Source organism: Micromonospora sp. DT44 (assembly GCF_049841635.1).
In the GTDB taxonomy this organism is placed as follows: domain Bacteria; phylum Actinomycetota; class Actinomycetes; order Mycobacteriales; family Micromonosporaceae; genus Micromonospora.
This window is the reverse complement of the sequence record NZ_JBNCKS010000048.1, coordinates 1-24,114: the sequence shown is the minus strand read 5'-3', so window position 1 is coordinate 24,114 and position 24,114 is coordinate 1. Positions and strand designations below refer to the sequence as shown.

At 68.9% G+C, this 24,114-nt stretch carries 18 protein-coding genes and 1 pseudogene; 16 read left to right on the top strand and 3 right to left on the bottom strand.

From position 1 onward, the window contains the following. Positions 1-33 precede the first annotated feature (33 nt). The 6 genes and pseudogenes from ACLQ25_RS24765 (at position 34) to ACLQ25_RS24740 (ending at position 7,234) form a co-directional block, all read left to right on the top strand. Positions 34-882, top strand: a complete 849-nt coding sequence (locus ACLQ25_RS24765; RefSeq protein WP_425733186.1) for a hypothetical protein — start codon at positions 34-36, stop codon at positions 880-882. 435 nt (positions 883-1,317) lie between these two features. Continuing rightward, a pseudogene (locus tag ACLQ25_RS24760) lies at positions 1,318-1,623 on the top strand (cbb3-type cytochrome c oxidase subunit I); the annotation flags it as partial. Positions 1,624-2,480: 857 nt separating this feature from the next. Next, positions 2,481-3,272 (top strand): SCO2525 family SAM-dependent methyltransferase, encoded by a 792-nt coding sequence (locus tag ACLQ25_RS24755; protein ID WP_425733185.1) that lies wholly within the window; start codon positions 2,481-2,483, stop codon positions 3,270-3,272. Between the two features lie 228 nt (positions 3,273-3,500). Further along, the gene (locus ACLQ25_RS24750) at positions 3,501-5,342 is read left to right on the top strand and encodes an SCO2524 family protein (protein WP_425733184.1); all 1,842 of its coding nucleotides are present in this window, start codon (positions 3,501-3,503) and stop codon (positions 5,340-5,342) included. Next, entirely contained in the window at positions 5,343-6,272 is a 930-nt protein-coding gene (locus ACLQ25_RS24745) for an SCO2523 family variant P-loop protein (protein WP_425733183.1), read from the top strand. Next, positions 6,257-7,234 carry an SCO2522 family protein gene (locus ACLQ25_RS24740; RefSeq protein ID WP_425733182.1) on the top strand — a complete coding sequence of 326 codons (978 nt, stop codon included), beginning with the start codon at positions 6,257-6,259 and terminating at the stop codon, positions 7,232-7,234. The genes ACLQ25_RS24745 and ACLQ25_RS24740 overlap by 16 nt, the downstream gene beginning before the upstream one ends. A gap of 6 nt (positions 7,235-7,240) precedes the next feature. Here the strand turns inward: ACLQ25_RS24740 and ACLQ25_RS24735 are convergent, their stop codons facing one another. Further along, entirely contained in the window at positions 7,241-8,197 is a 957-nt protein-coding gene (locus ACLQ25_RS24735; RefSeq protein ID WP_425733181.1) for an SCO2521 family protein, read from the bottom strand. Positions 8,198-8,493: 296 nt separating this feature from the next. Between ACLQ25_RS24735 and ACLQ25_RS24730 the strand changes: the two genes are divergently transcribed. The 7 genes from ACLQ25_RS24730 (at position 8,494) to ACLQ25_RS24700 (ending at position 18,850) form a co-directional block, all read left to right on the top strand. Next, on the top strand, positions 8,494-12,708 hold the full coding sequence (locus ACLQ25_RS24730; protein ID WP_425733180.1) for a HEAT repeat domain-containing protein: 4,215 nt from the start codon (positions 8,494-8,496) through the stop codon (positions 12,706-12,708). Between the two features lie 79 nt (positions 12,709-12,787). Then, a complete protein-coding gene (locus ACLQ25_RS24725; RefSeq protein WP_425733179.1) occupies positions 12,788-14,587 on the top strand; it encodes a RyR domain-containing protein in 1,800 nt (599 codons plus the stop codon). Beyond that, the gene (locus ACLQ25_RS24720) at positions 14,577-15,089 is read left to right on the top strand and encodes a hypothetical protein (protein WP_425733178.1); all 513 of its coding nucleotides are present in this window, start codon (positions 14,577-14,579) and stop codon (positions 15,087-15,089) included. Before ACLQ25_RS24725 ends, ACLQ25_RS24720 begins: the two co-directional genes overlap by 11 nt. A gap of 126 nt (positions 15,090-15,215) precedes the next feature. Beyond that, positions 15,216-15,707 carry a hypothetical protein gene (locus tag ACLQ25_RS24715; RefSeq protein WP_425733177.1) on the top strand — a complete coding sequence of 164 codons (492 nt, stop codon included), beginning with the start codon at positions 15,216-15,218 and terminating at the stop codon, positions 15,705-15,707. Positions 15,708-15,971: 264 nt separating this feature from the next. Beyond that, complete coding sequence (locus tag ACLQ25_RS24710) at positions 15,972-17,225, top strand: MFS transporter (RefSeq protein WP_425733176.1); 1,254 nt, start codon at positions 15,972-15,974, stop codon at positions 17,223-17,225. Between the two features lie 156 nt (positions 17,226-17,381). After that, on the top strand, positions 17,382-18,089 hold the full coding sequence (locus ACLQ25_RS24705; RefSeq protein WP_425733175.1) for an SDR family oxidoreductase: 708 nt from the start codon (positions 17,382-17,384) through the stop codon (positions 18,087-18,089). Between the two features lie 209 nt (positions 18,090-18,298). Continuing rightward, on the top strand, positions 18,299-18,850 hold the full coding sequence (locus tag ACLQ25_RS24700) for a DM13 domain-containing protein (protein ID WP_425733174.1): 552 nt from the start codon (positions 18,299-18,301) through the stop codon (positions 18,848-18,850). Between the two features lie 509 nt (positions 18,851-19,359). Here the strand turns inward: ACLQ25_RS24700 and ACLQ25_RS24695 are convergent. Next, complete coding sequence (locus tag ACLQ25_RS24695) at positions 19,360-19,596, bottom strand: 2TM domain-containing protein (protein ID WP_425733173.1); 237 nt, start codon at positions 19,594-19,596, stop codon at positions 19,360-19,362. A gap of 143 nt (positions 19,597-19,739) precedes the next feature. Here ACLQ25_RS24695 and ACLQ25_RS24690 point away from each other — a divergent pair, with 143 nt between their 5' ends. The 3 genes from ACLQ25_RS24690 (at position 19,740) to ACLQ25_RS24680 (ending at position 22,561) form a co-directional block, all read left to right on the top strand. Continuing rightward, a complete protein-coding gene (locus ACLQ25_RS24690; protein WP_425733172.1) occupies positions 19,740-20,537 on the top strand; it encodes an alpha/beta fold hydrolase in 798 nt (265 codons plus the stop codon). A gap of 256 nt (positions 20,538-20,793) precedes the next feature. Continuing rightward, positions 20,794-21,978, top strand: coding sequence for an MFS transporter (locus ACLQ25_RS24685; protein WP_425733171.1), 1,185 nt, complete (start codon positions 20,794-20,796; stop codon positions 21,976-21,978). A gap of 61 nt (positions 21,979-22,039) precedes the next feature. Beyond that, the gene (locus ACLQ25_RS24680; RefSeq protein ID WP_425733170.1) at positions 22,040-22,561 is read left to right on the top strand and encodes a monooxygenase family protein; all 522 of its coding nucleotides are present in this window, start codon (positions 22,040-22,042) and stop codon (positions 22,559-22,561) included. Between the two features lie 144 nt (positions 22,562-22,705). Here the strand turns inward: ACLQ25_RS24680 and ACLQ25_RS24675 are convergent, their stop codons facing one another. Beyond that, entirely contained in the window at positions 22,706-24,022 is a 1,317-nt protein-coding gene (locus ACLQ25_RS24675; RefSeq protein WP_425733169.1) for a tetratricopeptide repeat protein, read from the bottom strand. Positions 24,023-24,114 lie beyond the last annotated feature (92 nt).

Sequence of the window (24,114 nt, the reverse complement as noted above, 5' to 3'; positions counted from 1 at the left end):
ACGCCGCCGGTCGTCCTAGCCCGAGGAGTGCGGATGGCCGAACGGGAGAGCCGTCACACGGGCGCGCGGGAGTCGTACGCGCATTCGCGTGAGCAGGGTGATCGGCGGCGCGACGCCGAGGAAGGGGCGGAGTCCGCCGGTCGGGGCCGGGGCCTTGACGCTGCCGACGGGCCGAAGGACGCCAAGCCCGGTGAACGCCGTGCCGTCCCGGGAGGTGGTGGGTCCGGCCTTCCCCAGCCGGCTGGCGGACACAGCAGCAAAACGATGTCGGACCCGGACGTCGTCCTTCAAATCCCGCAGGTCAAGGTCGAACAGGTCTACGTCGAGGTCGACGATCTGGACGCCTCTGTTTCTCTACGAGCCCGGCTCGGCAGCCTACTTCAGTTGGACGTGGGGATTCAGGCCCATCTCGGTACGGTGAAGATCGACATCAGGGGCGTCGAGGCCGAGGCGATGCTCGAGGTTCGGCTCGAAGAGCTGCGGGGCATTCTCGACAGTGCCCTGCGCACGATCGAGCGCAACCCGCAGATCGTCGAGTCGGTGGTGAAGGCGGTGGACTCGGCCGTGAACCAGGTCGGGCAGACGGCGCAGGAGGCGCTGGGCCCCAACGGGCCGCTGTCGCAGACGCTGCAGCAGACGACCCAGCAGATCGGTCAACAACTCGGACAGGCCACCCAGCAGCTCGGACAGACCACTCAGCAACTGACTCAGAACAGCCGAGCGGCTGCTGGCGGCGGCGTGCTGGGCCTCGGCGGCGTGCTGGGCACCTCTCCGGCCCAAGCCGCATGGCGACGGATGAGGAAGATCGTCGACAGCAGCCAGCCGCTGAGGCAGGTCACGACGTGGCTGACCGGACCGCAGGGGCAACAGCCGCAGAGCTGATGACGTCCGTTGTCGTGGCAGAACAGCCTGGTCAGATCACGTCACCACATCCCGCGGTGGGTGCCTTCTAATCCGTCGAGGTGTGTGCCGCGCCGACCACCTTGGACCGTGCGGATCCCCGCTGACGCAGGTAGATGACGTCATTAACTGACCAATCAGTGCAACGGAGGCTGACCTACCGATCACTCAGCGTCGTGGGCGGTTCAGGAACGATGCCGCCCAGCTCGACGAAGCCCTGCCTTGATCTTCCCTCCGCCCTCCCCCGGGTCCGCCTCCCCGCGACGGTCGCAAAACCGGCCTGGGGTACGGCATTTCCAGGGCCGGTCCGTGGGCGGCAACCTCTGGGTCATCGGACTGGCGCTCTCAGGCGTCGGCACCATCCTCGGATCAGTCAACCTGATCACCACCACCCTGACGCTGCGCGCCCCGGGAATGACGATGTGGAAGGGGCAACTCACCTTCGAGACCCCGATGCTGTTCGGGGTCGGGCTCCTCGTCACCTTTCTCTTCGGCGGCCTCACCGGTGTGCTGCTGGCCAGTCCGCCCATCGACTTCCATGTCCACGACAGCTACTTCGTCGTCGGGCACTTTCACTACGTCCTGTTCGGCACCATCGTCTTCGCCGCGTTCTCCGGCGTGTACTTCTGGTTCCCGAAGATGACCGGCCGACTGCTCGACGAACGAATCGGCAAGGTCCACTTCTGGACCATGTTCGTCGGTTTCCACACCACATTCCTGGTCCCCGAGAACCCGTTGGATTCCCAACGCGGCTACGAGGCCCCGCCGCCGTGGCGCCACCCCGGGGATGAGTACGACCAGCGAAGGTGACGAGGCCGGCCACCTGGCCGAAGCAGGTACGTCATGCCCTCTGCCGCCTCAGGGGCCCTCGCCGAAACGTTCCCGGGTGAGCCGGTTGGCTGTCTCCGGATCGAGACCGCTGGCGCGGAGCAGGTCTGCCGCACCTCGGTAGCCAGGGCGTCGACGCCGGAGAGCGGATCGGGCGAACGCTCCTTGGCACCACTCATGCGGCTAACTACCCGAAGCAGCGACAAACAAGTCAGCGACAAGTGCCAGCTGGCTCGCTCGTATCCCGTTACTGCAGTTTTAGCCGACCGAACGGGTCACGGGCCCAGTGCAGACTCCGACACTACCTGTAAAGCATCCTAGGAGGGTGGCGTCGGGAGCTCTGGCCACCTGCCGTTCGCCAAGGGTTTCGGTGCGGGATTCACGGATCCGAACCCCGATCATCGACTGCCGTGCCCGCCAATGCGACCGGCGTCGGCCATCGATCGGCTGGCCCGGGCCGCTCGACCACGACAACGACACCGCCCGCTTTGCCGCCGTGGTCCGTGACTGGCAGCACGTACGCCGAAGCAGTCAGGGGCTTGAACTGCTGGAGTCTCTGGTGGGACTGATGCCGGAGGCGGCGTCCGCACGTGCCGGCGCGGCACCGAACCGCCGTCCAATCGTCGTCATTTCGGGTGGGCGGCGGGGTTCCGACACTTGTGAGTCCACACCACCATCGATACATAATGGGCTGTGCACTGAGCGCCGCTTCAGCGACCAATGTGATCCGCCGACCCGATGGAGGCCCGTCCATGGCGTTGACCCCGGCGACTGGGGGCGGTTGCGGCGAGTCGACGCCACGCTCGCCGATTCAGTCGCCGAGGCAGGTCAATTCCGATGTCGAGTGGGACAGCTTCGACCCGCAGGCGTATGTCCGACACAACTACGCGGATCTGCGGCCTGACGATCGGGAGATCCTCTGCCGCATCCGAGACTTCTTCGGCGAGGCGAAGCTCTCCGACGCGCGGTGCGTCGACGTGGGGTCGGGGGCAAATCTGTACCCGGCGATGTCGCTACTGCCGTTCGCGAAGGCCGTCGACCTGTGTGAATGGTCGGCGGCGAACGTGAACTGGCTGCGCACGCAGGTCGACAGCTACGACGAGCTCTGGGACCCGTACTGGCAGGTGTGCGCGGAGCACCCGGCGTACGCGGCACTGGCGGACCCGCGGCGACGACTGGCGCAGGTGGGCCGGGTGGTGCGGGCCAGCGTCTTCACCCTGCCGAGGCACGCCTGGAACGCCGGGACGATGTTCTTCGTCGCCTGCTCCATCTCAGCGGACCAGGCCGAGGCCGAGCACGCGATCGGTCGGTTTCTGGACGCGCTGCGACCCCGGTCGCCCTTCGCCGTGACGGTCATGCTCGGATCCGTCGGCTACCACGTCGGTCGGCGGAGGTTCCCGGCCGTGGCACTGGAGCGCGCCGACGTGGTGGCAACCATCGCGGCGGGCGCGTACGACCTGGACGTCCACGAGGTGCGACCCAAGCCGCCGCTGCGGGACGGATATGTGGGCATGCTGCTGGCCACCGGCCGGACCCGCGGATAGCCCCCAGGCCTGCCGGTGGAATGCGCCGGCATCGCGCTGTCGGCGCAGCATGGCAGGGGCGCATTCCCCCGCGTCCGATTGGCCGGATTGCCGACACGCGGCCATCGAAGCCTTTCAAGTGCCACTCGACTGGCCCGCTACCATGACGTTGTACGGCACCGGGGATCATCGTGGGCACGGCTATATCAGCGGTTTCAAGTCGACGACTACAACAGACGGCGGTGGATCATGCGGATGCAGCCGCGCCAGGAGATCCTCGACATCTGGCGGGCTACGGTTCGCAGTTGCTGGACGAACGGTGAATGGCACTGGGGTGGCCGAAGTGGTAGCAACTCGATCAGCGACGCGGAGCAACTGCTGACCCTGTTGCTCCCCGCGGCCAAGGTCCCCGTGCTGTCACTTGACGACCCGGACCGCGCCGACGAAGAGGTGATCGAGGCGCTCAGCCCGCTCGGCGGCGCGATCGAGATTCCCCGCCGGCTGGTCAGCGTGATGATGGACTATTTCCGGCGGTACACCGACGACGCCGGTACCCCGATCTTCGGCGGTGGCAGTTACCTCACCCCGCTGGAGGGCGGTCCGGAGCTCACCGAGGAGCAGCGCTCCCTGGACATCGTCGACTCCTTCGCGGTGTCGGTCACACTCACGTTGGCGACGATCGGTTTCGTCAAGGTCTACCGGGGGTCCACCCAGCGGCGTGACCTGTTGGCGCAACTGGACGAGCTGGAGGCCATGGCGAGCGTGCGCCTCACGGCGGCGATGGTCGGCCTGCTCCGCAGCTTCAGCACCTTCGTCTTCACCTCCACCGACGAGTACGGCATTCGTCTGTGCGACATGGTCAATCAGGACGAGCTGCCGCGCCGCGAGCTGGTGGCGGCGCTGCGCGAGCAGTTGCGGGACACCATGGCGAGCCTGCGTAGCGTGGTCATCGGTTCGGGTCGGGTGACGGAGGACCTGGACAACAGCGAGATGCTGTTCGAGTGCGGCTGGTCGTGGGGGCTCATCTCCGGGACCGATGAGGTCCCGACCACCGAGCCGATCGGCCGACAGCGTGAGGGCTCCGCGGAGAACGCCCCCTACCTCTACTTCACCGTGATCGCGATGGACGCCATTGAGGACCTGAACTCCGAACGCACCCGGCTACTCGGATTGCTCAACGAGGAGCAGCAGCGGCTGTCCCGGGCACTGCAACTGCGCTGGGAGCTCACCCGGACGTACTGGGCGACGGTGGCGACCTTCGGCAACCGACGACGGTGGCCCATCGAGGACATTCCCTGGCGGACGACCGATGGTGACCGGACCGACTACTACACACTCCAGACCACATCGCTCGCCGTGAAGGGTCTGCTCGCCGTCGGGCGCGGGGGTGACGAGGAGCTCGGGCGGATCGCCTCGGTACTGGTGGAGCTGGCGCAGCGGGCGCGAATCACCCGGCGGGCGTCACCCGGCGAGCCGGCGCTGTTCGTGCACGCGCCCGGCAAGCGGGTGACCCTGAACGACGACACGTCGAAGCCGATCATGACGTGGAACGTCAACGAGTTCTCCGTGGTGCTGCTACAGCGGGCGGCCGCCGTCGCCGGTCTGCTGAGCAACGCCCGTCGGCGCAGTGAACTACTCGAGCTGGCCGACGAGGTGTGGGACCACCTGCTGCTGCGGCGCATCCCGGACGGCCGGCACCAGGGGCTGTGGGACCACGCCAGTGGCGCCTTCCCCGGCTTGGCGCCGAAGCCGGACGCACCCTCCTGGTACCTGACCGTGCGGGTGGCGCAGGCGCTGGTCACCTCCGGTCAACTGCTGTGGGAGCGACCGTTCCCACGAGCCGGCCGGCTGGCCGACTACGCACAGGATCTCATCGACGAGGCCGAATACCTGTTCGATCGGGAGTTGATGCGCGGCACCTTCGACGGTGAGGCGATGCAGCGCAGCATGCGCAGCATCCGAGCCAGCCTGGGCCGGGCGCAGTTGCTGGTCGACGAGCGTCCCGGCACGGCAGCGGCGCTGGTGAACACGCTCCTGTTGCTACTCAACGACGTCGCCACCGGGCAGCAGAAGGCCAGCGAGGGGATCTGAATGCTGGTCTTCGTCACGTCACACAAGGGCGGCACCGGTCGGTCGGTGACCGCGGCGAACATCGCCTATCGCAGCGCGCTGTCCGGTCACCCCACCTGCTACCTGGATTACGACTTCGGCTCGCCGACCGCCGGCATCACGTTCCAGATTCCGCAGGCCGTCAACGGGGTGGAGGGCGCCGGGCCCAACGGTGGCGGCCTGCACCGATATCTGCGCGGGGAGATCCCGTCTCCGGAGCAGTTGGACGTGTGGGGCACCTCCGAACGTGCCAGCCTGCGTCAGCGGCCCATCGGGTCCGGTCCGCTGGTGCTCCTGCCGGGGCAACGCAACGGTAGCGAGTTCGGTTTCACCAACGACATCGCCAAGCGCTGCGCCGAACTCTTCCTCCGACTGGAGGAGGAGTTCGAACTGACCCTGGTGGACCTCAGCGCCGGCCGGTCGTACGCCAGTCAGATCGCGCTGGCCGCCACCGCGACCTCGACCCTGCGCAAGGTCGCCGTACGCTGGCTGGTCTTTCACCGGTGGACTCCCCAGCACGTCACCGCGGCGGCGGACCTGGCCTTCGAGGCGGGTGGGATCGTGGCCATGGGCAAGGAGTACGGCCACGAGCCGGAGAGGCTACGGGAGTCGCTGCGCTTCATCCGTACGGCGGTGATCGACTCACGTGGCCCCGAGGTCGGCCATCTCGGCCTCGCCCAGCAGGCCTTTCTGCGCAAGTGCGACGCGGAGCTGTCGGAGCTGGCCCGACGACGGGGTGTCGGACGTACGACACTGCTCGGCGTGGTGCCGCTGGATCCTCTGCTGCAGTGGCGGGAGCAGCTGATCTCCGACCACGACGTGCAATCCAAAATTGCCAACGTCAAGACGGTCGACGCCTTCGTTGACCTGACTGAGAAGCTTTTCGACGAGACGGCATGGGACACCGCGTGATCGGCATGGATGTCAGGTTCCAGGAGGCAGCTGCGGTGCGTCGTACAGAGAGCGTGGCGTACTCGCATCTGTCCGTGGAGCTGGGGCACTTCTACGCGGAGGACTTCGGCGACGGGTGTGAGGAGCTTAGGCGCAAGTTCGAGCGGATCGCGGACTGGTCGGCCGCGATCCCGGCGCTGGCTCGACGGGGGCTGCCCGCCTCCCGGGAGCCGCGGATCAGCACCTGCTTCATGTTGGACGACTACTTCCACCGCTTCGGCACCCCCCGCGAGGTGATCCCGCAGGTGCAGAGCGCGGCGGCGGAGCACGGCCTGACCTTGGACTACGTGGCCCGGGAGTCCAGTTTCGCCCGGCACGACGGCGCCGAGCTGGCCCGGTTGGTGGTCGACACACTGGTGGTGGAACCACCTCGGGGCACCACCGGGAGTCGTCCCCCGTTGAGCGAGTCGGGCTGGCTGTCCAACGGTAAGCGGTCCCCCGGACACGTCGACGCGCCGGCGATGACCCTGCCACGTCCGTGGTCTCCGCCGTTGCAGTCCGGCGATCCCCGGCACTCCATCTTCGTCGACATCGAGCTCTGGTCCGACGAGCCGAACGCCCGGGTGTGGGCCTGCGCCCTGCTCGCCTCGGTCTGGCAGATGACCCGACTCGGCGTGCTACGGCATCGGGGCGAGACGATGACGCAGCCGCGCCAGCTCGTCGGCGAGCTGCCGACCGACTGGGACGAACTGCCGTCGATCGTCCAGCTCAACCCGGCGGCCGCGCCGTTCTGCGCGTATCGCACGCTGACCCTGATGGGCACCGAGTACCTGCCGGTGGAGCTGGCCGTACGGACCATCCTCGGCCAGGTGGCGGTGCCGCCGGTGGTCGCGCAGCAGGTCGCCAAACGGGCCGGCGGCGAGGGCCTGCAGCTACCCAGTGAGCTGGTCGACCGGCTGAGCTACGTGTTCATCAGCGACTGAGTGTGCTCAGCGCCCGCACGGCTCGTCGACGGCCATCCGGCCGGCCAGGTCGCGAAGCAGAGCCATGTTGCTCACGCTGATCTGGTCCCGGATCCAGTTGACCGACGAATTCCACTGACGGCTGAAGCCGGGTACCTGCTCCAACTGGTCCCAGATCGGACGCAGTCGGGGGTGCACCCGCGCGCCCGGCAGCCACAGGTGCAGCAGGTGCTCCAGCACCGGCCGCAGCCGCTCGACGTGCTCCTGCCCGGAGGCCGATCGGGTGACCGCGGACTCCACCAGCGAGGACAGGATGGTCAGCAGCCAGTCGTGCAACGCGAGATCTTCGCAGAGCCCGGCCACGGCGGCCGGCACGTCCTGCGGGGCGAGCACGAGTTCGACCGTACGCAGGGTGGGCGAATCAACGGTGACCACCGCCGAGACGTCCCGGTTGGGACGGTCGTCCGTCTGCGCGGTCCAGCGCAGCCGTGTGCGGGCGGTGCGCAGGGGCGGGCGCCGGTCCAGCAGGTCGGACATCTGCACACCGTCGAGCACCCTGCCGGTGATCGCCTCCAGGTTCAGCACGTCGGCGTTGTCGCCGTGCAGGAAGCCCGCGCTCAGGTCGGCGACGTCCAGCTTGCCGACGGTCTCGAGGACACCAGGGTTGGCCAGGTAGTGCGACCACGGCCGACGGCGTTCGCCGGCCACGACGTGGATGACCGAGGAGGCCTGCACGATCCGGCCACCGGTGACGATGGCCCGGGTGAGGACGGCTCCCACCCCACGTAACTGGCGCTTTCTGGCGCTCGGGAGCCAGCAGTCGACACCGGTGCGGACATCGGGTGACACCGCGTACAGCGATGGACGCCGGGAGGTCAGTACGGCCTCGCCCTCGATCAGGCTGAGCACGTCGGCGCTCTGCTCCTGGGCCAACGCCGTGCTGTGCTGCAGAAGACTGGTGTGCACCTCACCGACCGTGAGCATGGCTTCCTCCGCAACGCTGCCACCGACCCGCGCTCGTCCCGCGTACGCGGCTCATGCTGATTGACGTACACCCCTCGCGACCGGCACTGACACGGATCCGCATCGGACAACCACAACTCTACGAGGGCGCGATTCGACCGCCCGGATCCGTTTCCGTTGGTGGCCATCATAGGCACGGGGTCGGCGGGAATCCCATGTACGACGGGTGTTCGGAGTGTTCGCGGGTCGGACGGACGTGACAACGACTGATATTTTCAATGATGCGGTCGCCAGCCACCCTCTGGAGTTTGCCGTTCATGAAGGTCTACATTTCGGCCACCCAAAAGGACTTGCTGGAATACCGCGCTGCCGTGCACGCCGTGGCTCGCCGTCTGGAGATCGACGACGTGGCCATGGAGGCGTACGGCGCCGACATCCGGCCGCCACTGGAACGCTGCCTCGCCGACGTGCGCCGGTGCGACCTCTACGTGGGGCTGTTCGCCTGGCGGTACGGGTTCCGACCGCCGGGCCAGGAGTCCTCCATCACCGAGTTGGAGTACCGGGAGGCGCTCGCGGCGGGAAAACCCTGCCTGGTCTTCCTGCTCGCGGAGGACAAACCCTGGCCGGTCGACATGATCGACCGCGATGCCGACTGGCAGCAGATCGTCGCCTTGCGCCGTGAGCTCAAGGAGCGCCACCTCTGCGCCTTCTTCTCCGGCGTGGACGACCTCACCGCCAAGGTGACCGCCGCACTCGCCGACGTACGCAGTGGCAGATCCCCGGCGCGCGAGCCGGCCGACCCGGACACTCACCTGCCGACGGTGGTGCGCAACCAGTACTACAAGCAGTTGTCGCTGCGATACCAGGCCGTCTCGGTGGACGCGGTCTCACCGCGTCCCACCATCGGCTACCTCACCGTCGGGCTACCCAACGTGTTCGTGGAGCCCCGCGTCCACGAGGACGCGCGACCCGAGATGCCGCTGGCGTGGTGGCGTTGGGCCGGGTCCACGCCGGGCGGCGACGTCGGCGGGCTCCCCGGGGTGGTGAACCCGGAGGAGGTGGAGCGGCTCTGGGAGGAGTACGCGGCGAAGGACGAGCTGTCGTTGTTCGACGTGGTGTCCGACCCGGGGCGGCGCACGATCGTGCTGCTGGGCGACCCCGGCTCCGGCAAGTCCGCGGCCGCGCGGTACCTGGCGCTGACGCTGGCCGGGATCTGCGTCGAGCCTCGACTGAGTGCGCTGGACCGGTACCTACCCGTCCTGATCGAGCTGCGCTCCTACGCCACCCATCACGGGGACGGCCGGTGCGACGGTTTGCTCGACTACGTCGGCCACCGCCACCAGCAGGGGCTGGCCGGTATCGACCAGGACGTGCTGGAGGCGTACCTGCGCCAGGGCGGCCAGGCGCTGTTCCTCTTCGACGGCCTGGACGAGGTGTTCGACCCGGCGCAGCGAGAAGAGGTGGCCGCGCAGATCGCCACATTCGCCAACGAATACCCGGGAGTGCTGACCGTGGTCACGTCGCGGGCGGCCGGCTACCAGCGGCACACGTTTGCCAACGCGGGCTTCGACCACTTCACCCTGGAGGATCTCGACGACGAGCAGATCGCGAGGTTTCTCGACAACTGGTACCGCTACGTGATGCCCACGTCGGCCGCGGAGGCGGAGCGGCAGCGGCGGCAGATCCTCGACGTGGTGAGCAGTTCCCGAGCGATGCGCGAGATCGCCGGCAACCCCCTGCTGCTGATGCTCATGGCGATCGTCGGGCGGGGTCACCCGCTGCCGCGCAACCGACGCCGGATCTACGCGCACGTGACCGACGTACTGATCTCCGAGTGGGATGTGACAAAGCAACTGCGCGAGAGCCACGGCGACGTGCCGTCGCTCGACCTACAGGCGAAGCGTCGGCTGCTGCGTCACCTGGCGTACTGGATGCAGTTCCGCGAGTCCGGCCCCGCCGGCAACTACATTGAGTCCGACGAATTGGCACGCATCTTCCGGGACAACCTCGTCGAGTTCTACGGTTTCGAGAATGAGCGGGCGCTCGCCATGGCCTACTCGATGATCGACAAACTGCGGCAGCGAAGCTTCATCCTGGAGCGCTACGGCCTACGACTGTTCGGGTTCGTGCACCGCGCGTTCCTGGAGTTCTTCTGTGCCGAAGAGATCGTGGACAGATATGAGCGCGATCCGTCCGCCTCGGGCCTCGATCATCTGCGTTCGCTGTTTCGCGAGCGCTGGGCCGACCCGTCGTGGCGGGAGGTGCTTCGACTGGTCGCCGGCGCCCTGCCCGCCCGGGTCGCCAACGAGCTGGTCACCCTGCTCGCCACCGAGGCCACTCAACTGTGGCCCCCGCTGAACCTGACCGGGCCGCCATGGAACCTGGTGCTTGCGGCGCAGTGCGTGGCCGAGGCGCCGCAGCCCGCCGAACTTGCCGGTGCGGGCGACGCACTGCTGCGCCAGGTCGTGCGTCTCATCGAGCATGGCATCTCCGCCGACGACCCGAACCTGGTGGATCTCACCGAGCAGGAGCTGCTGTCCTCCATCCGGACTCTCGGCCCGGGATGGCCCGGCCGGGAGGTCTTCCTGCACTGGTACCGCCGCCGTGGGGTCCGGACCAGTTGGCGATCCGGCTCTCCCTTCGCCACCCGGATCGCGGCGGTGCTGTCCACCGCCGAGGAGCAGATGGAGGACCTGCTCGTCCGGGAGCTGGGGCAGGGCCGCGAGCGGCAGGCCCGCCTCACCCTGGTCGCCGGGCTGGCCGAGGCCGCCGGACGCATCGAGGCCACCGGCGGCAACAGTGGCCAATGCCGGGACATCCTGCTCGCCCAGGCGCAGGCCGAGGTCTCCACCGCGGTACGGCAGGCCGCCGTACGCGCACTGGTCGCCCACCTCGGCGCCGGCTCCGAATTCGTGGAGGTGCTGTGCGAGCTCGCCAACTCTCCCGATCTCGCGGTGCGGGCGCTGGCCGTGCAGTCCCTCGGCACCCGGTCCGAACTCTCCGACGACGTCCGTCAGGTGTTGGCCAGGGCCACCGGGGACACCGCCGTCGCGGTGCGGCGAGCCGCCGCGGGAGTGCTCAGCACGCGCTGCGCCGACCTGCCGGAGGCACCCGAGACGATGCAGCGCCTGCTGGCCACCGACACCGATCCCGGCGTGGTGCAGTGCGTGCTGAAGCGTCTGCTGGCTCTGCCGGAGTACGCCGAGACCGCACGAACCACGGCGTTGCGGCGGATCACCGGCGACTCCCCGGACGAGGTCCGACGCTGCATGCTGACCGAACTGCTGCCGGAGCGACCCAGTCCGGAGGACACCGAGCTGTTGCTGAAGCTGGCCTGCTCGGACACGTCCGCCCGGGTCCGCGTGGTCGCCGTACAGCGGTTGGCGCTCGTACCCGACCCGGAGGGGCGCTGCAGGGCCCGGCTGATCGACCAGATCGAGCAGGACGAGGAGTCCTCCGTACGGGCCGCCGCGGTCTCCGCTCTGATCGACCGGGACCGCGCCGACGACACCGGATGGACCGTGGTGGCCCGCTCGGCTCACGTCGACGAGGACGCCACGGTACGCCTCGCCGCGGTGCGCGCGCTGGCCGAGGCCTACCCCGACCACCGCACCGGGGAGCTGCTGCTGGAGAGCGCTCGACGCGACGCGACAGCTAGCGTCCGGCTCGCCGCGGTCGAACTGCTCACCGGGCGACCGCTGTTCGGCCACGCGACCCGGGACCTGCTCATCAGCCGCGCCTCCCAGGAGCGGGACCCGATCGTCCGGCTACGGGTCACCCGTAGCCTGGCCCGCCTCGCCGACCCACCGGACCTTGAGGTGCGGGAGTGCCTTGCCGAGCAGGTCAGTCGGGACCCCGACCCGAACGTGCTGTGCGCCGCCGCCCAGGCGCTCGCCCGCCACGGCAACGCCCCGGGCCTCATCGAGACACTGTGCCGGCGGGCCCGCCGAGACAGCTACGTCGGCATCCGGCTGGCCGCCGTACAGACCCTCTGTGCGTACGGAAGCGCGGAACTGGTGACCGACGTGCTGCTGGAATGCGTCGAGTCCGACACCGACCCGACCGTGTTCGACGCGGCCGTACGCTGTCTGACCCGGCAGGGCTCGGCGTCCATGGCGGTGACGCTGCGGCTCATGCGCCGCCTGTCGGACCAGGACCCGGCGATCCGCGCCCGCATCGCCGCCGCCCTCGGCGAGCACTTCGGCACCGACCCGGAGGTCCAGGTGCTGCTGGTCGGGCTGGTCCGCGACGATCCGGCGCTGGAGGTCCGCCGCCGGGCCGTGGAGCAACTGGGTGCCAGTCTCGCCGGTCGCACGGGGGTACGGGACCTGTTGCTGCGGCTGGCCGACGACGATGACTGGGAGATCCGCCGGACCGCGCTGCTCGCGTTGACCCGTCACAACGACGGGGACACCCGGACCCGGGAGGTGCTCGTGCGGCTCGCGCATCAGGAGGATGGCGGCGCGGTGCGGCGGCTGGCCGGGCAACTGCTGGCCACGCTGCCCGACACCGGACCCGACGACTTCCCGTAAACCGAACCGGAGCCATCGGTGCCCAGCCGCGTGCGCGTCGAGCGACAGCCCGATCGACCTCGTCAAATACCATGAGCGCATGACGGATCCGGTCGCCGGCTCGTCCCGCCCGACCGGCTGGAGTCTGCGGGTCCTCTTCGGCTCGATCGGATTGGCTGCCCTCGTCCTCGGCTATGTCGGCTTCGAACGCCTGCTCCAGGCCCGCCCGGACGTCGCCCACGATCCGTACGACGTGCTCTACTACGACCTGCAACTCTTCGTCTTCGGCGCCGAACCCTTCCAGAACGCCGGCCCCTACCCGTGGCAGCTACAGGTCGCCCGGTTCGCCGCCCCGCTGTTCACGCTCCTCGCCGTGGCCGAGGCCAGCCGGCTGCTGTTGGCCGCCGAGAGTCGCCGCCTGCGCGCCCGGCGGGCACGTGGTCACGTCCTGGTCTGCGGCGACTCCCAGTTCGCCCACATGCTCGCCGACCGGCTCTTCGCCGACGGTGAACGTGTGGTCGTGGTGCGTTCCGAGCCGTTCGGGCCGCTGGAGTACCGGCGGCGCCGGTACCTCGGCGTGGTCGGCGACCCGACCAGCCCCGAGGTGCTGCGCGGCGCCGGCCTGCCCCGAGCCCACACCATCTACGCCTGCAGCGAGGACGACGACCGCAACCACGCGATCGCCAACACCGCCAACCGGCTCATCCAGGAACGACGACAACCACCGCGGGTCTACATCCTGGTTCACGACTCGGAGATGTGTCTGTCCCTGCAGGCCCGACGGCTCGGCGCCGCCGGTTCCAGCCGGCTGCGGCTGGACTACTTCCACGTCGACGACGTCGCCGCACGCGCGTTGCACCGGCACCACCCGCTGCCCAGCGCGGGAGTCCGACCAACGAGGATCCTCATCGCGGGCACCGGCACCTTCCGCCGGGCTCTCCTGGTGGAGACCGCCCGGCACTGGCGCGCGCTCCGCGCCGACACCCTCGGGGGCCACGCCGTGCCACCCCTGCGGGTGGACGTCGTGGCACCGGATGCCGGTACCGAGATCGCGCAGGCGTCCTCGCGTTACCCGTTCCTGGCCACCGTCTGCCAGTTGACCGCGTACGACCTGGATCTCGACGGCGTCGTGGGTCTCGGCCGCGACCGCTACGACCGCATCTACGTGTGCGCGCCGGACGAGACCAACGGCCTGCGGTTCGTGCTGGACACGCCCGCGCTGTGGCACGGCGCCGAGAGTGCCGTGTTCGTGCCGGTCTACCGACAGGCGGCGCTCGCCGCGGCCTTTCACGGCGACTCCCGGCACGACCTGCTCGATGAGGTGCACGGCAAGCTCCGCCTCTATCCGGTGCTCGCCCACGCCTGCGACGCCCGGCTGATCGCCGAAGATCTCACCGAGCGGCTGGCCCAGCTGATCCACGAACGGTACGTCCAGGCCCAGCAGCGCGCCGGGGTACGACTCGGCGCCGCCCCGGCGATGGTGGACTGGTCACGACTACCCGAGTCGTTGCGGCGGGCCAACCGGGCCTACGTCCAGGACATCGCTGCCAAGCTGTTGGATTTCGGTTGCGTCGTGGCGCCCCGGCACGGCGGCGCCGTTGACGCCTCGGACGCCGGGCGGGCCATCGACGACGGGATCGAGGAACTCGCCCGCCTGGAGCACGAGCGGTGGTGCCGGGAACGGCGCGGGGACGGCTGGACGTACGGCGACCCGCGCGACGACGCCCAGCGGCGGCACCCCGCCCTGCGTCCGTGGGACGAGCTGCCCTCCCACGTGCGGGAGCAGAATCGCGAGGGGGTCCGGGCACTGCCCGACGTGCTGTCCGACAGCGGGTTCGAGCTGATCCGGCTGGCACCCCCGGTGCCCGCGCAGCGGACAGGCCCGACGGATGCCGCCTGACCTCGGCCTGGTCCGCGTCGGCGTGACCGGGCACATCAACCTGACCCGCGACACCGAACTGCTCGTCGCCGACGCGCTCCGCGTCGAACTGGGCCGGATCAGCGACCGGCCCGTACACGGCGTGACCTGCCTAGCGGCCGGCGCGGACCAGGTCTTCGCGCGCACGATCCTCGACCTGGGCGGCACCTACGAGGTGATCCTGCCGGCCCTCGACTACCGGGTCGCGGTCATCCGGCCGGAGAATCGACTGGTCTTCGACGAGCTGCTCGGTCGGGCGACAACGGTCGTCCACACCGGATACGACCGCTCGGGCACCGCCGCGTACGTGGTCGCCAACCGGGAGCTGGTCCGACGGGTGCGGCGACTCGTGGCGGTGTGGGACGGCAATCCTGGCCTGCACCCCGCGTCGACGGACCGGACCGTCGACTGGGCGCGGCGCCACGGCGTTCCGACCACGATTCTCTGGCCCGTCGGTGCCCGTCGAACGCCCATCGGGGGTTGACGAGCCGGTCCCGCTGTCGAGCGACGACGTACCGGCCAGGGCCGCCGATGGCCCGATAACTGGTCCCACCCGATCGCCTGCGGCTGGTAGCGTGCGCCGATCATGAAGATCACGGGGGAAACATCGATGAACCGAACTCGAACCGTCCTGACTGGCCTGGCCGTCGCGGCGGCGATCGCGATGTCGGGCTGCGATCCGCAACCCGAATCCGAGAGCGCCGCGACCGCGCCATCCCCGGCGGCCTCGAGCGCCGCCCCGACCGGCAGTCCGGCCACCACCACCACGACCAGCGCCGCGGCCAACGACGCGGCCACGGTGAAGGCCTGCGCCGACATCAAGAAGGACATCAAGGACAACGCCACTAAGATCGCCAAGGTCGAGAAGATCGGCCCGCCAGCCGGGCACTTCGCGGTCAGTGCCCAATGGACCGCCGGCTCGGTCGCGATCCTGGCGCACACGATAGGCGCCAACGACGCGGTCACCACCGCCTCCGAGAACATCCAGAACGAGATGACGGCCCTGAGTGACGCGTACAACAAGTCCGCCGACGCCAAGCCCAGCAAGAAGGCTCTGGAAGCAGCCATCAAGGAGTTGGACACCGCCTGCTCCGCCGCCTGACCGGTTCGACCACGCAATCGGCGGTGACCGCCACTCGGACGGTCACCGCCGATTCGCATGTCATGCCGCCTCCGGCACCCGCGGCCGCTGAACAACCCACGCAGGCCCACGCGACGAGCGGCGGGCCCGACCAACTGCCGGCGCAGCGCCAAGGCCTGTTTTCCGAAGGGCGATCGAGATGCCCTCAGCGGTCCGGTGGGACCGTGGGTCGGAACGGCGGTTGGGGGGTAAGTCCCAGCAGATGGCGCAGCGGGAGGAGCGACGGTGGCCCAAGGGGAGATGACGCTCACCGATGCCGGCGCGGACCAGCGCGACGCCGGCGGCGAGCGGAGCAATCTGGTCCGATATTCGGTGCTCGCCTCACTCGCCCGGCTGGCCGACGAGGGTGCCCGCGTGGGGCTCGTCCTGCTGGCCGTCGAGACCACGCGGAGCGCCGGGTTCGGCGGCCTGCTGGTCGCCGCGCTCATGGTCCCGCACGTGGTCGCGGCGCCGCTGGTCGGCGCGGTGGCCGACGCCACCTCCCGGCGCAGGGTGTTCTACAGCGGCGCGCTCCTGGTGTACGCCACAGCGCTCGCACTGACCGCGGTTGCCACCGGCTCGTCTCCCCGATGGGTGGCCGTCGCCGCCGCGCTGGCTGCCGGTTGCGTCGGCCCGTTGCTCAGCGGCGGGCTCACCAGCCTGCTCAGCGAGCTCGTCCCCGGGCGCCTGCACAGCGCGTACGGCATCGATTCGACCCTGTACGGCCTGGCGGGCATCGTCGGACCGTCGGCGGCGGCCCTGTTGGCCGGCGCGTTCGGCGGCCGGATCGCGGTATTCGGCCTCGCCGGCTCGGCCGCCGCCGCCTCGTTGCTGCTGTGGTCGCTGCCGTTGGCGCGACGCGAGCGCTCGGAGAGGTACCACCTGCGCGGGGCCGACTTCCTCGGCGCCGCCAAGGTCATCGTCAGGCGGCCGGCCCTCGGCTCGGTCACGCTGGGCAGCTGCCTCGGGCAGTTGGGCGCCGGCGCGTTACCGGTGACCGCCGCGCTGATGGCGCAGCGCGTCCACAGCACCTCGCTGACCGGTGTCATCCTGTCCCTCGTCGCGCTGGGCGCGTTGGCCGGATCACTGCTGTATGTGTACTTCCCACTGCGCTCGTGGCTGCCCGAGAACGTCATCCTCGTCTGTCTCCTCGCGACTGCCGTCCCGTTCGCCGCAGCCGCCGCGTTCCACACCGCCCCTGCCGTCTACCTGCCTGCCTTCGCGATCAGCGGCCTGATCAACGGCCTGATGTTCTGTTCCCTGTTGGTGGTGCGTGGCCGGGAGGCGCCGCCCGAGCTGCACACCCAGGTGTTCACCGTCGGCGCCGGCCTGAAGAGCGCGTCCGGCGCCATCGGATCCGCGTTGGCCGGCGGGGCGGCCGGCGCCGGCGTGGCTGTCCTGCTGGGCGGGGTGAGCCTTTGCCACGCGCTCGGCGGGCTCCTGGGCGCCGCGGTACTCCGCGCGCCGCGTCGACGCCCGACGGACCCGGAAGACCAGTGACGCAAGGCCGGCCTCTGGTGATCCGACCGGCCCGGGCTTCATCAGTAGCTGTGCGGGTCGCCCTGAACCGGGCGATGCCTCCTGCGCATGCGGGCGGCCGTGATTCACCTCGCAGTATTTGCCTCTAACGTCAACGTGAGGTTCTAGCGTGTCGGTATGCGAATCAACGGCTCGACAGCTCTCGTGACCGGCGCCAACCGCGGCCTCGGCAAGGCCTTCGCCGAGGCACTCCTCGCCCGCGGCGCCACCGTCTATGCGACCGCCCGACGCGTGGAAAGCATCGACATCCCCGGTGCCACCGCCCTCCAGATAGACATCACGGATCCGGCGTCCATCGAGGCCGCGGCGGCCCAGGTGGGCGACCTGGACATCCTCATCAACAACGCCGGCACCTCCACGGACGCCCCGCTACTCGGCCCCTCCACGGAGAACATACGTAAGGACTTCGACACCAACTTCTGGGGAACCCTCAACGTCACCCGGGCGTTCGCGCCCAGGCTGGCCGGTGGCGCCATTCTCAACGTCATCTCGGCGTTGAGCTGGTACACCTTCTCCCCCGGCAGCAACGGCTACGCCGCCTCGAAGGCCGCAGAGTGGTCCCTGACGAACGGCATCCGACTCGAGTTGGCCGACCAGAAGACTCTGGTCACCGCCCTGGCGCTGGCGATCGCTGACACGGACATGATGGCCGGCGTCGACATCCCCAAGCTCGCGCCCCACGAGGTGGTCAGCCAGGCCCTCGACGGGCTGGAGGCGGGCAAGATCGAAGTCATCGCCGACAGGCCCACCGCCAACGTCAAGGCCTCCCTCTCGCGCGACCCCGCCCTCTTCTACGCCGACCTCGCCGGCAACCTCTTCGCCTGACTCTGCCAGCGCTGGGCCGTCCGGAGTGGATGGCACAGTCGAAGGGCGCACCCCGACGCGGGGCCGGCTTCCGGTTGAGCCGGCCCCCGGCCGTTTCCGTAGCCTCGCAACGGCCCACAACTTCGGCTGGATTGTCCGTCAGACGTCGTAAGCAATCGGTAATCCGGCCCCGCCTGGCCGCGAGGAAGTCCGGCGGCTTGACTTGAACCGTGACTCGCCGTCCTCTCCGCACTCCTGTCACCTGGATCGTCGTTGCCGCGCTCGGCGTCGGTGTCGCAGGAGCGCTCTACTGGTTCCAGCCTTGGCGGTTGTTCACCGACACGGTCGTGGCGGAGCCCCTTTCCACCACCATGCCGCAGCCGTCTCAATCCTCATCCGAAGCTGCGGACGTTCCGGCCTCGCCGATCGTCCTCGCAGAGGGCACTTTCGTCACACACGAGCACGACACCAGCGGCACGGTCCGGATGGTCCGCAACCCGGACGGCAGTCACCAACTGGAGATCGACGGGCTGGACACCAGCGACGGCCCCGACCTACGTGTGTGGTTGTCCGATCAACGGGTTCGCACCGGCACCGCCGGCTGGCGGGTGTTCGACGACGGCCGGTACGCGGAACTGGGCAAGCTCAAAGGTAACCACGGTGATCAGGTGTACCGGCTGGCTGCTGGAGTCGACCCGGCGGCGTTCCGCAGCGTCAGCATCTGGTGCAAGCGATTCGCTGTCTCGTTCGGCGCCGCGGAACTTGCCGCCGTCCCGTCATAGCTGGACGCGTTTGCGTGCTGAGCCCGGGACGAAGACCCCGCTCCGCGACCGACATCTTTGAGATCAGTCGGTTATACCCGTACATGCTGGAGCCCGGTGGCCACGCGGCTGGCCGCCCGCGGCATTCAGTCCGTCACCGTCGACCTCGACGGTCACGGACTGAAGAGTGCCGCGACGGCTGGCGTCACCGCGACGTCGGCCGCCGCAACCCTCGTCGAACAGATCCGCCGGATCGGGGGCGGCGGCCCTGCCTCATGGTGGCGCACAGCATGGGTGGCGCGGTCGTCACCGCGGCCGCCGAGCAGGCGCCGCAGCTGTTCGAGCGCGGCCGTCGAGGCGCTGCTGGATGACTGTGGTGAAAGCACCCGTGCCGGGTCCGAGCTCCACAATGACCGGCGAACCGGTTCGCGGTACCGACACCATCGCCGTCCGTGCCAGCCCCGAACTGCTCGGCGCGAGCGCCCCGACCGTGAATGGATCACGGACGAGCTCCGAGAGGAATGACACCGTCAGCGCCCCGGGCGGAGTTGCCAGGAGTTGTGCGAAGCGGACAGGAATCTTCGCACCGCCCAGAAGTGGAACGCCAGCCCGATGCTCCAAGCGGCGATCGACCAGACCGGCCAGAAGAATTGGTCCGGAGTGACGAACCACCAGACCACGACCTGGGCAAGGTTGGCGACCACGTACCAGACGAAGTGGATCGTCAGGGCCCACTTGGCAGCGGTTTCGCTCTTCGAGAATGTCATGGCCGCAGACTAGGCCGATCGACTTGACGAACACGGAAATCGCCCGGCAGTCGCGCTGCATTTCCGTTCAGTGTCCGTCAAGCAACGGCTTCTAGATTCAACCAGAATCTCGTCCGGAAACGACTACCGAGAGGCTCATATCAATGACGACAACCCGCCGAACGTTGCTGGCCGGTTCCGCCGCGGCCGCAGCCGGGGCTGCGCTTGGTGCACCCGCCGCACAGGCCCACCCGCGACCGGCCAATCAGCCGAAGCCCACGGTGGTACTCGTGCACGGCGCCTTCGCCGATGCCTCCGGCTGGAACGACGTCGCCACTCGCCTCATCCGCGACGGATACCCGGTCATCGCTCCGGCGAACCCGCTGCGCAGCGTCACCTCCGACTCCGCGTACCTGGCCAGCGTCCTCGCCACTCTGAGCGGCCCGATCGTGCTCGCCGCCCACTCGTACGGGGGGATCGTCGCCACGAACGCGGCGACCGGCAACCCGAATGTGAAGGCGTTGGTCTACGTGGCCGCGTTCGCGCCCGATCAGGGCGAGACGCTGCTGGGTCTACAGACGAAGTACCCGGGAAGCAAGCTCAATGAGGCCGCGCTGGACTTCCGGCCCTACGAGGCCGGCCTCGTCGACGGGTACATCAAACGGCAGTTCTTCCGGGAGGTGTTCGCAGCTGACGTGCCGAAGGCGACCGCCGAGCTGATGTGGACCGGGCAGCGGCCTGCCGACGCACGCACTCTCGGAGAGCCGTCAGGCGTACCTGCCTGGAAGAACATCCCTTCCTGGTACCTCGTTGCCCGCAACGACCAGGTGCTGCCTGCCGAGGCGCAGCGGTTCATGGCGGAGCGGGCCGGCGCGCAGGTCCGGGAGGTAAACGCGTCACACGTCGCCATGATGTCGCAGCCCATCGCCGCGGCCGAACTCATCAAGCGCGCCGCGCGCTGACGAGGCGCAAGCAGGGGCAGGAGACGGGCCCACGACTGGCCCGGGCCGGGCTGGTGGTGTTCCACCAGCCCGGCCCTGGTCAGTCGCGACGGGAAGGTCACCTCGGTATTGCCCCGGTCTGCGTCGCCCACCGGCCTACGGGCATGCCCGAAGCCCGCTCACACGAAAGAATCTGCAGAGGAACGCGATGCACCAGCAGGCATTTGAGGGTCAGTGTGCCGCCGCAGAGAACTGGCGCGCCTCAACCACGCCACCCGTGGATCATCCGAGGTCGACGCTGCTGGCGCTGGCGCTGGGCACCTTCGCGATCGGTACCGGCGAGTTCGGTAGCAACGGCATCATCCAGCTCTTCGCGTCCGACCTGGACGTGTCGATTCCGGTCGCGACGTACGCGATCACCGCGTACGCCCTCGGAGTGGTGATCGGTTCTCCGGCGATCATCCTGCTGGCCGCACGGACCAACAGGCGCCGACTACTGATCGGCTTGATCGGACTGTTCCTGGTCGGCAACGGGCTCTCCGCGCTGGCTCCTGACATCACGTCACTCGTCATCTTCCGATTCATCGCCGGCAGCGTGCAGGGTGCGTTCTTCGGCGCGGGAGCCGTGGTCGCCGCCTACGTCTACGGACCCGGAAGGGGTGGCAGGGCATTCGCCACCGTGATGGGCGGCCTGACCATCGCCACCATCGCCGGATCCCCCCTGGGCACTCTCATTGGCCAGTACGCGGGTTGGCGTGTCATGTACTGGACCGTTGTCGCCGTGGGTCTGCTCGCTGGCGCCGCCCTCGTTGCGTGGCTGCCGCGCACCGACGAACTGCGCGGCAATTCGGTCGCCAACGAGTTGCGGGCGTTGCGTCGGCCGAACGTATGGCTGATGGTCGTCGTCGCGGCGCTCGGCATCTCCAGCATCTTCGCCGTCTACACGTTCATCGGTCCATTCGTCACCGACGCCGCAGGGCGGGACGCCTCAGTCATTCCGCTCGCACTGGCCGTCTTCGGCCTCGGTATGGCGGTAGGCAACCATCTCGGTGGCCGCGTGGCCGACCGCTCGGCAGATCGCGGTCTGACCTGGGGCTACGGCGGCGCTCTGGCACTCCTCGTGCTGATCGGCGTCGCCGGCAGCAGCCTCGAGGTTCTGCTGCCGTGCCTGTTCGGCGTCGGCGCGACCATGATGTACGCGATCCCCAGCATCCAAGTACGGCTGACCAGTCTCGGCCCCGACGCCCCGACGCTGATGGGTGCCCTCAACCTGGCCGCCCTCAACCTGGCCAACTCTCTCGGCGCGATCGGCGGCGCAATCGCCCTTGAGGCCGGTTGGGGCACCCTGTCCACCGTCTGGGCCGGTTTCGTACTCACCACCACCGGCCTGGTCCTGTACGTCACGACCGTCGCCCGAAGCAGGCCAGCTCCACGGATGGCGGCGCGCTTCGTCGCGGGCTGATCCTCAACGACGAACAGCCCTCGCCCCGCCCACACAAACTACGGAACTAGGAGAGTCCACGATGAACACGAGTGTCAATCGGCAAACTGTCGACCTGTCGCCGTACCCGGACCTGGTGGTCGTCTATCTGGGCATGCGCGTCAACCGGCTCTATGGCCTGAGGACGCTGATGGGTTACGGCCCGCAGATCGGCCGATCCGCCAGCGACAACCCCGAGGGTCTCCTGCGGCATGAGCCCCTGCTGTGGTCGCTGTTCCCGATGCACGTCGGCATTCGGCAGTACTGGCGAGACCTGCCCTCCCTGTTGTCCTGGGCCCGTTCGGAACCACACCGAATCTGGTGGCGCAACTTCCTGCGCGACAGCGGCGGTACCGGCTTCTGGCACGAGACCTACCTGCTCCGTGGCGGGATGGAGGCGGTCTACGACGACATCCCGAAAGAGCAGGGCTTCGCCGCCTTCGCTCCCGTGCACCCGGCACGCGGGCCTCTCTTCAGTTCGGCCGCACGCGTCGGACGCCCCGAGGACAACGCCGCACCGGTCATCAGCGAAGATGAGCTCTACACAGCGGGATCCGGTCACTAGGCAGCAGCGTTCCGCAATTGACCGGCACCTCGGCGATCGGCCTGTCGCGGTGGGCCGCACGCCATGTGATTGCGGCTCACCACGGCTGGCGGGCGGTAGGCGTCGGAGCACGCTGATCTGGCATCATCTCCGCTGCTCGGATCGCTACCTGCTCAGCCTCGCTCGGGCCTCCTCGGCGTCGGGGTGGTCGAGCGCCTCGAGGATGGCCAGCGCCTCCTGCCACGCGAGTCGCGCCTCGGTCTCCCGCCCGCCGACCTCGTGACAGTCGCCGATGTGCAGGAGGATCGTCGCCTCCGGGTAGCGATGGCCGAGTTCACGCAGCATGGCCAATGAGCGTTGGTGGCAGTAGCTGGCCTCGTCCTCGTGGCCGAGCTTGTGGTGGGCCTGACCCAGACTGTCCCAGGTGTAGGCCTGACCGGACCGGTTGTCGACCGCCTCGAACAGCGCCAGTGCCTCAGTGCAGCTGGCCAGCGCCTGTTCGTAGTCGTCGGCGAGGTAGTGGATCCAGCCGATATCGTTGCGCGCCGCCGCCTCACGGTCGCGGTCGTTTCCAGCCTGGAACAGCGTCAGCGCGCGGTCGGCCTCGGTCATCGCCTCGGGATAGCGGCCAAGCTGGATGAACACGTCCGAGAGACTGAGGTGGATCCCGCCCTGACGGACGGGGTCGGGATCCGGACCCAGGCCGATGGCCCGCAGGTAGAGCTGGATCGCCTCGTCACGGTCACCCATCTGTGTCAGCGCTCCGCCGAGACACGAGTAGGCGGCGCGCAGGGCAGCCATGTCACCGAGACGCTCAGCGGCGCCGACAGCCGCCTCCTGCAAGCTCACCCAGAGCCGTGTGAGGCTCCGCCGCCTCAGGTAGGTCTCGAGGATGGCCGCGAACGCGATGACGTGACAGTCGAGCGCGGCGTTCTCCACCGCTCTCGCGACGGCGATGAGGTTGGCGACCTCCGCATCGAACCAGGCCAGCGCCCTCTGCTCGTCGGCCGGCTCGATGGCGGACACGCCAGGTGCCGCCGGCGGTGGCTCGACCGGCGAGTGTTTGGGCTTGCCGAAGTGTCGGTTCGCCGTATCGGCGCTGTGCACGTAGTGGTCGATGAGGCGCTGGGTGGCGCAGCGACGGTCTTCGTCCGTGTCGAGGCGTTCGGCAAGGTCGGCGGCATAGGCACGGAGAAGATCGTGGAGGATGAACCGGCCCGGCAGATGCTCGCTGATCAGGTTCGCCCCGGCAAGCTCGGCAAGCAGTGGCCGGACCTGGGTGACCGTCAGCCCGCTGGCACTAGTAGCGGCTGCCGCGGTCAGATCCGGCCCCGGGTGCAGGCCGAGCCGCCGGAACAGAGTCGCCGCCGGTTCGCCCAACGCCGCGTACGAGCAGTCGAAAGCGGACCTGAGATCGCTGGCCGGGTCGGTCACCCCGAGGGCGTCAAGCGGCGTCTGGGCCTCGCGCATCTCCTCGACCAACCCGACCAGTGGGCTTGACCCGTTTTGACGGACAGGGTCGATGTGTTGATCTTATTCAGGCTGCTTGGTTTGTCGGTAGCCGGTGCAGGTAG